Raw genomic sequence first — 7,272 nt, 5'->3', positions numbered from 1 at the left:
TTACTTGCCCTTGGCGGCTTCCTTCAGCTTGGAGCCCGCGGAGACCTTCACGCTGTAGCCGGCCGGGATCTCGATCGGCTCACCGGTCTGCGGGTTACGCGCGGTGCGAGCGGCACGGTGGGTGCGCTCGAAGGTCAGGAAGCCGGGGATGGTGACCTTCTCGTCGCCCTTGGCGACGACCTCACCGGTCACCTCGGCCAGGGCCGCCAGAACGGCGTCGGCGTCCTTGCGGGTCACCTCGGCGCGCTCGGACAGAGCGGCCACCAGCTCACTGCGGTTCATGTTGTACTCCCGTGTTCATCTTGCCATTAGGCGTGAGATCGAAGCCGATGCTGCCAGGGCCCTCGGACAGTCCCCGGACCCGGGTCTGCTGTTCAGACCCTCGCGCCCGGAACGCATCCTGCCCCCACCTGTGGCGGGAAAGCCAATCCGGAACCCCGGAGAGTCACACGAAAAGCGCCGTGGCGGTCGTTTTCCTGCCCGCCACCCTATGGCGGCCCCAGGTAGCCCAAGGGCCGCGACGCGCCGTGCCCGGCTCAGACCGCAGTGGTACCGGTCACAGGCTTTGCCGCTTCACGCACGGCTCCGGCGACCGCCCCCGCGACCTTGTCGTTGAAGACGCTCGGAATGATGTAGTTGGCATTCAGTTCGTCGTCGTGGACGACATCCGCGAGCGCACCCGCCGCGGCCAGCATCATGTCGGTGTTCACCGTACGGGACTGGGCGTCCAAGAGGCCACGGAAGACACCCGGGAAGACCAGTACGTTGTTGATCTGGTTCGGGAAGTCCGACCGTCCGGTGGCGACGACGGCGGCCGTCTGACGGGCGATCGCCGGGTCCACCTCGGGGTCAGGATTGGCCAGGGCGAAGACGATCGCGTCGTCCGCCATCGCCGCCACATCCTCGCCCGACAGCACGTTCGGGGCCGACACGCCGATGAACACATCCGCGCCCCGCACCGCCTCGCGCAGGGTGCCCGTGACGCCGTCCGGGTTGGTGTTGTCCGCGATCCAGCGCAGCGGGGAGTCCGGGTCGGCCGAGACCAGGTCCTCGCGGCCGGAGTGGACCACGCCGTGGATGTCGGCCACGACCGCGTGCCGCACGCCCGCGGCGTTGAGCAGTTTCAGGATCGCCGTGCCCGCCGCGCCCGCGCCGGACATCACCACCCGCACGTCCTCGATCTTCTTGCCCACCACCCGCAGCGCGTTGGTCAGCGCCGCCAGCACCACGATGGCGGTGCCGTGCTGGTCGTCGTGGAAGACCGGGATGTCCACCGCCTCCCGCAGCCGCGCCTCGATCTCGAAGCAGCGCGGGGCGGAGATGTCCTCCAGGTTGATGCCCGCGAAGCCCGGGGCGATGGCCTTGACGATCTCCACGATCGCGTCGCTGTCCTGGGTGTCCAGGCAGATCGGCCACGCGTCGATCCCGGCGAAGCGCTTGAACAGCGCCGCCTTGCCCTCCATCACCGGCAGCGCCGCCTTCGGCCCGATGTTCCCCAGACCCAGCACCGCGGAGCCGTCCGTGACGACCGCGACGCTGTTGCGCTTGATGGTCAGCCGCCGGGCGTCCTCCGGATTGTCCGCGATGGCCTGGCACACCCGGGCCACGCCCGGGGTGTAGACCATGGACAGGTCGTCACGGTTGCGGATCGGGTGCTTCGACGACATTTCGATCTTGCCGCCGAGGTGCATCAGGAACGTACGGTCGGAGACCTTGCCCAGCGACACACCCTCGATACCGCGCAGCTTCTCCACGATCTCATCGGCGTGCGCGGTCGACGTCGCCGCGATCGTGACGTCGATACGGAGCTTTTCGTGGCCGGAAGCGGTCACATCGAGGCCGGTGACGGAGCCACCGGAGGACTCCACGGCCGTGGTCAGCTGGCTGACCGCGGTACCGCTCGCGGGGACCTCCAGCCGGACCGTCATCGAGTACGAGACGCTGGGCGCCGTTGCCATGACCGTCTTCCTCTGCTTTCCCTTGTGCCAGGTTGCCGGGCCCCGGATTACAGGGCCACGTCCTCAGATGGTTGCACCTACCTTCTGGTACGAGGTAACCCGGCCCGACTTTCGGACATATTGTTCTGACATGCCAAGTGGGGTCAGCCGAGTGGAAAGCCCCACTCCTTCGCGGGAACGCCGGGCGAGGCGGGCCGTTCCCGCAGCCCACGGCCCTAGGCTCTGGCGCGCACAGCGCCGAACGACGTCCACCGGCGTCGAGGAACACGAGGAGCAGCGGGCATGGCTCAGGGCACCGTCAAATGGTTCAACGCCGAGAAGGGCTACGGCTTCATCGCCCAGGAGGGCGGCGGGCCGGACGTCTTCGTCCACTACAGCTCGATCAACGGCAACGGCTACCGCAGCCTTGCGGACGACCAGCGGGTCGAATTCCAGATCGTGCAGGGCCGCAAGGGCCCGCAAGCCGAAGAGGTCCGCGTCCTCGGCTGAGGACGCGGACCTCCGCGCTATGACGTTGTAGGTGGCACCGACCCGCCATGCTCGCCTCGCGGCAAGTGGTCGCTCGTAGCGACGATGGTTGGGCCCGGGGGCTTGGATCGAGCCGGTGCCACAGCAAGGCTAACAAACCATCCCTGGAAGCGATTCCCCACCGGACGGCCCGATTTCGCTCCGTCCCCCGGACGGTCCCTCAGCTGGTCCGTTCAGTCCCTCAGCAGGTCCGGGACGCCGTCCCGGTCCGGGTCGTCGCGCTCGCCCGGGACCACGGTCAGCCGCTGGGTCGCCCGGGTGAGCGCCACGTACAGCACCCGCAGCCCGGCCGGTGACTCGTCGGCGATCTCGGCGGGCGAGACCACCACCGTCGCGTCGTACTCCAGCCCCTTGGCCTCCAGGCTGCCCAGCGCCACCACCCGGTCGCCGAGTCCGGCCAGCCAGCGGCGGGCCTGCTCGCGGCGGCCCATGGCGACGACGACGCCGACCGTGCCGTCCACCTCGTCCAGCAGCCGGGCCGCCTCCGTACGGACGTGATGCGCCAGGTCGCCGTCACGGCCGTCCGGGAGCGGCGCGAACCGCGGCACGGCGCCGGTCGAGCGGACCGCTCGGGGCGAGGGGGCGCCGGGCATCGCGAGCGCCAGCACCTTGGCGGCCAGCTCGGCGATCTCCGCCGGGTTGCGGTAGTTGACGGTGAGGGTGAAGCGGCGGCGCGGACGGGTGCCCAGCGCCTCGTCACGGGCCTGGGCCGCCTCGTCCGGGTCGGACCAGGAGGACTGGGCCGGGTCGCCGACCACCGTCCAGGTGGCGTGGCGGCCGCGCCGCCCCACCATCCGCCACTGCATGGGCGTCAGGTCCTGGGCCTCGTCCACGATGATGTGCGCGTAGTCGGCGCGCTCCTGCTCCGCCCGGTCCGCGCGGCCGCGCCGGGGCGCGCTGCGGTCGGCGAAGGTGGTCAGCTCCTCGAGACCGGTGAGCTGGTCCAGCGGATCGACCTCGCGGGTCTTCGCCGGGCGGGCCGGGGGGCCGAGGACGGTGTGCAGCTCGTCCAGCAGCGCCACGTCGTGCACCGACAGCGGACCCTGCCCGTCCGGGCCAAGGCGGGCCAGGGAGCGGGCCACCAGACGGGCCTCGCGCGGGTTCAGCACCCGCCGTGACCAGCGGCCCAGCCGCTTCTCGTCGGCCATCGCGGCGAGTACGGAGCGCGGGGTCAGCTCGGGCCACCAGGCGTCCAGGAAGTCGGCGAACGCGTCCTCGCCGGAGATGTCCTCGTCGAAGCCCTCGCGCGCCTCGGCGGCCAGTTCGGGGTCCGTGTAGCGCCGCGGGCCGCCCGAGCGGGCCCACAGCGCGTCCAGCAGCAGGCGGCGGGCGCGCGGGCGCAGCAGGTTGACGGGGGCGGTGCCGCCCAGCGCGTTCTGCCGGATGCCGCGCAGTTCCTCGGCGTCCAGCTCGATACGGCTGCCGAACGCGACCACCCGCAGGCGCTCGGGCGGCCCGCCGGGTCTCTCGCCTCTGCCGGGGGCGTCGGCGGCGGCAGCGTCGTCCAGGGTCAGCTGACCGCCGTCATCGGCGGGCGCCGGGCCCGCGGGCGGCAGTTCCAGGGCGCCGCGGGCCACCTTGCGCAGCAGCTTCGTCATGCGGGAGGAGCCCTTGATCCGGGCCACGGCCGGTTCGTCGTACGTGGTGGCCTCGGCGCCCTCGACCAGGGAGCCGACCGCGCGGATCGCCACCTGGCCCTCCTCGCCCAGCGAGGGCAGCACGCCCTCGGTGTACGCGACGAGCAGCGGGGTGGGGCTGACGACCAGGATGCCGCCCGCGTACCGCCTGCGGTCCTGGTAGAGCAGATACGCCGCGCGGTGCAGCGCGACCGCGGTCTTGCCGGTGCCGGGGCCGCCCTCGACCTCGGTGACGGAGGCGGCGGGCGCGCGGATCACCAGGTCCTGTTCGGCCTGGATGGAGGCGACGATGTCGCGCATGGTGTGGCCGCGGGCCTGGCCGAGCGCGGCCATCAGCGCGCCGTCGCCGACCACCGGCAGCGCCTCGCCGCCGAGGGTCGCGGTCAGCTCGGGGCGCATCAGGTCGTCCTCGACGCCGAGCACCCGGCGGCCCTTGCTGCGGATCACCCGGCGGCGCACGACCCGGCCGGGGGCGACCGGGGTGGAACGGTAGAAGGGGGCGGCGGCGGGGGCCCGCCAGTCGATCACCAGCGGGGCGTAGTCGGCGTCCAGCACCCCGATGCGGCCGATGTGGAGGGTCTCCGCGATCTCCGCGCGGTCCCCTGCCTCACCGTCCTCGCCCGGCCGGATGGCGTCATCCGCGGGTTCCACGGAGGTGTACGCACCATCCGGGCCGCGTTCGCCGTCCTTGCCGAGGAGCAGATCGATGCGGCCGAAGAGGAAGTCCTCGAACTCGCTGTTCAGCCGGTTGAGGTGGACCCCGGCCCGGAACACCTGGGCGTCGCGCTCGGCGAGCGCTCCCGGGGTGCCGACCTGGCCGCGCTTGGCGGCGTCGTCCATGAGGAACTCCGCCTCGTGGATCTTCTCCTCGAGGCGGCGGTACACGCGGTCCAGATGGGTCTGTTCGATCCGGATCTCACGGTCCCGGATCCCGTCCCCGACGTCACGCGGCGGGGCCGTCCGGCTTTCGTGCGTGACGTTCCGCGTGGCGTTCTGCGTGGCGTTCTGCGCGGCCACCCAAGCCCCCTTCTGTGTACATAGGGCAGCCGTCAACCGTACACCCACCCGTGCGCGCCACTCGGATATCGACCGGCTCGGACCGGCTCAGATATTGACCTCGGCCAGCCGCTGGCCGTCGAGGGTGCGGACCTCGAAGCGGGCGATGTCGCTCTCGTTCATCGCCGCGCCGCCCTGTGCGTACAGCGGCTCCTTGTTCCAGCGGGAGCCGTCGCCGTCCTTGATCCCGTAGCCCGCGCTGGGCACGGCCCACGTCGTGACGGTCTCCTCGTGACCGTCCTTGCCGATGGCGATCAGATCGCAGCTCTTGGGCCCCTTGAGGTTGCCCAGCTTGAGCGCGATGGCGGTGCCCCAGCCCTTCTGGGCGAGCGAGACCGAGGCGTCCACCTTGGTCCCGGGGTCCACCGAGCTGTACTTCTTGCCCTGGTCGAAGGCCACCTGCGCCGGATTGGCGGCGGCGATCGGGGGGTTGGTGCCGCCCCCGCCGTCGTCGGAGCCCGAGGTGACCGCCGCGCCCGCGAGCGGGCCGCCGACGATCATGAGGCCCGCCGCGGCGACGAGGAAGAGCCGCCGGCGGTTCTTCGTACGGCGGCTGACCGTCACCTCGTCCAGCAGCCGGTCCAGCATCTCGGGCCCGGGGCGGGCGGTGAGGGTGGCGGGGTCGCGGACGGCCAGGCCGTCCGCATCGGTCGCGTAGTCCGCCAGCAGTGGTGGGATGCCCATCAGCCCGTCCAGCTCTGCCGCACACCGCTCGCACCCGATCAGGTGCTCCTCGAAACGCGCCGCGTCGGCCGCGTCGAGGACGCCGAGCGCATAGGCGCCGACGGCGGTGTGCTGCTGGTCGTCCGCTGTCGGCATCATGCCGAGACCCCCCGTTCCTCAAGTGAGAGCTTGAGCGAACGCAGCGCGTAGTAAACCCGGGATCGTACGGTCCCGGGCGGCACGCGCAGCACTCCCGCAGCCTCACTCACCGTCCGTCCCTTGAAGTATGTCTCGACGAGGGCCTCTCTGTGCGCATCGGACAGGTCATTCAGGGCATCGGAAATGGTCATCTGACGGAGCGCCCGATCTATGTCATCCGCTGCGGGCATGACATGCAGGGGGGCCGCGTCGACCTCTTGGGGGCGGGCACGGCGGCTTCGGTGGCCGTCGATGACGATGCGGCGAGCCACGGTTACCAGCCACGGGCGTACGGAACCCCCGCTGCGCTGTAGCTGGTCGGCGTTGCGCCATGCCCGTAAAAGCGTCTCCTGAACCACGTCCTCGGCGCGGTGCCGGTCGCCTGCGACCAGGCGCAGGACGAAGGCGAGAAGCGGGCCCGCATGCTCCGCATAGAGCGCGCGCATCAGCGCGTCGTCCGGTGTCGTCCTCTCGGTCACGAGGGCATCTTTGCGTACGCAAGGCGCTGGGTCGAGGGGCGTACGGGCTGGAATGATCCGCCGTTCATTCACAACCCTGTGACATTCCTCCCACTTCTGCGCTGAACATTTCCCGGGCCACGCCACGTACTTGAGGCCGAGAACCCGGCGCCGGGCGGGCGTCGGCCACCATAAAGGGCTCCCTCCCCAAACACCGCCCCGCAGGCCCCGGTCCCCCCATCCGGGGCCTGCGTCATGTCTGAAACTCGTTCATGTTTTGCTCGCGCTTTGGGTTTAAACGGCGTCTGTGGCGCGCCACGCGCTCCCGGTTGCCGCACAACTCGCTGGAGCACCAGCGGCGGCGACGGCCCCGCGAGGTGTCCAGGTACACCAGTGAGCAGCTCTCCCCCTCGCAGCGCCGCAACTGCCCGCGCGCGACCGGGTCGGTGAGCAGTGCGACGGCGTCGCGGGCGACCTGGGCGAGCAGCGCCCCGCAGTCGGGGGCGGCGGCGAGCCGGGCGACGAGGGTGCCGTCGGTGGCGCGTACGGCCCGCACGGCGGGCGGGGCGGTGGCGGCGAGCGCGTTCACCCGCTCCAGGTCCGGCCCTGCGGCCCGTCCCTCCACCTCCGTGTGCACGATGCGGTGGAGGAGGTCGCGGGCGGCGCGGAAGCGGGTGAGCCAGGCGGTGTCGACGGTGTCGAGCACGGTGCCGCCGGGGATCAGGCCGGTGCCGAGGAGCCAGGCTCTGAGGGGTTCGACGCCGTCTAGGCGTT

At 71.4% G+C, this 7,272-nt stretch carries 7 protein-coding genes; 1 reads left to right on the top strand and 6 read right to left on the bottom strand.

Translation table 11 applies throughout. The features are described 5' to 3' along the window. Positions 1–282 (bottom strand): HU family DNA-binding protein, encoded by a 282-nt coding sequence (locus SSOG_RS27235; protein ID WP_009717479.1) that lies wholly within the window; start codon positions 280–282, stop codon positions 1–3. A 254-nt stretch (positions 283–536) separates the two neighbouring features. After that, positions 537–1,958: an NAD-dependent malic enzyme gene (locus SSOG_RS27230; protein ID WP_009717478.1), complete on the bottom strand. Its 1,422-nt coding sequence runs from the start codon at positions 1,956–1,958 to the stop codon at positions 537–539. Positions 1,959–2,240: 282 nt separating this feature from the next. Here SSOG_RS27230 and SSOG_RS27225 point away from each other — a divergent pair, with 282 nt between their 5' ends. Next, on the top strand, positions 2,241–2,447 hold the full coding sequence (locus tag SSOG_RS27225; protein ID WP_009717477.1) for a cold-shock protein: 207 nt from the start codon (positions 2,241–2,243) through the stop codon (positions 2,445–2,447). Positions 2,448–2,659: 212 nt separating this feature from the next. Here the strand turns inward: SSOG_RS27225 and SSOG_RS27220 are convergent, their stop codons facing one another. The 4 genes from SSOG_RS27220 to SSOG_RS53980 form a co-directional block, all read right to left on the bottom strand. Further along, on the bottom strand, positions 2,660–5,140 hold the full coding sequence (locus SSOG_RS27220; RefSeq protein ID WP_009717476.1) for a HelD family protein: 2,481 nt from the start codon (positions 5,138–5,140) through the stop codon (positions 2,660–2,662). Positions 5,141–5,227: 87 nt separating this feature from the next. After that, positions 5,228–6,001, bottom strand: a complete 774-nt coding sequence (locus SSOG_RS27215) for an anti-sigma factor family protein (protein ID WP_009717475.1) — start codon at positions 5,999–6,001, stop codon at positions 5,228–5,230. Beyond that, positions 5,998–6,519: a sigma-70 family RNA polymerase sigma factor gene (locus SSOG_RS27210; RefSeq protein ID WP_039938820.1), complete on the bottom strand. Its 522-nt coding sequence runs from the start codon at positions 6,517–6,519 to the stop codon at positions 5,998–6,000. Before SSOG_RS27210 ends, SSOG_RS27215 begins: the two co-directional genes overlap by 4 nt. A gap of 232 nt (positions 6,520–6,751) precedes the next feature. Next, positions 6,752–7,272, bottom strand: a 521-nt coding sequence (locus SSOG_RS53980; RefSeq protein WP_009717473.1) for a CGNR zinc finger domain-containing protein, incomplete at its 5' end; no start/stop codon positions are given.

The organism is Streptomyces himastatinicus ATCC 53653 (assembly GCF_000158915.1).
Taxonomy (GTDB): Bacteria; Actinomycetota; Actinomycetes; order Streptomycetales; family Streptomycetaceae; genus Streptomyces; species Streptomyces himastatinicus.
This window is presented reverse-complemented; position numbering and strand designations above follow the sequence as displayed.

What these genes read in the sequence shown, in the direction of transcription:
- SSOG_RS27235 (WP_009717479.1), bottom strand. Translation starts at nt 282, where the DNA reads ATGAACCGCAGTGAGCTGGTGGCCGCTCTGTCCGAGCGCGCCGAGGTG.
- SSOG_RS27230 (WP_009717478.1), bottom strand. Translation starts at nt 1,958, where the DNA reads ATGGCAACGGCGCCCAGCGTCTCGTACTCGATGACGGTCCGGCTGGAG.
- SSOG_RS27225 (WP_009717477.1), top strand. Translation starts at nt 2,241, where the DNA reads ATGGCTCAGGGCACCGTCAAATGGTTCAACGCCGAGAAGGGCTACGGC.
- SSOG_RS27215 (WP_009717475.1), bottom strand. Translation starts at nt 6,001, where the DNA reads ATGATGCCGACAGCGGACGACCAGCAGCACACCGCCGTCGGCGCCTAT.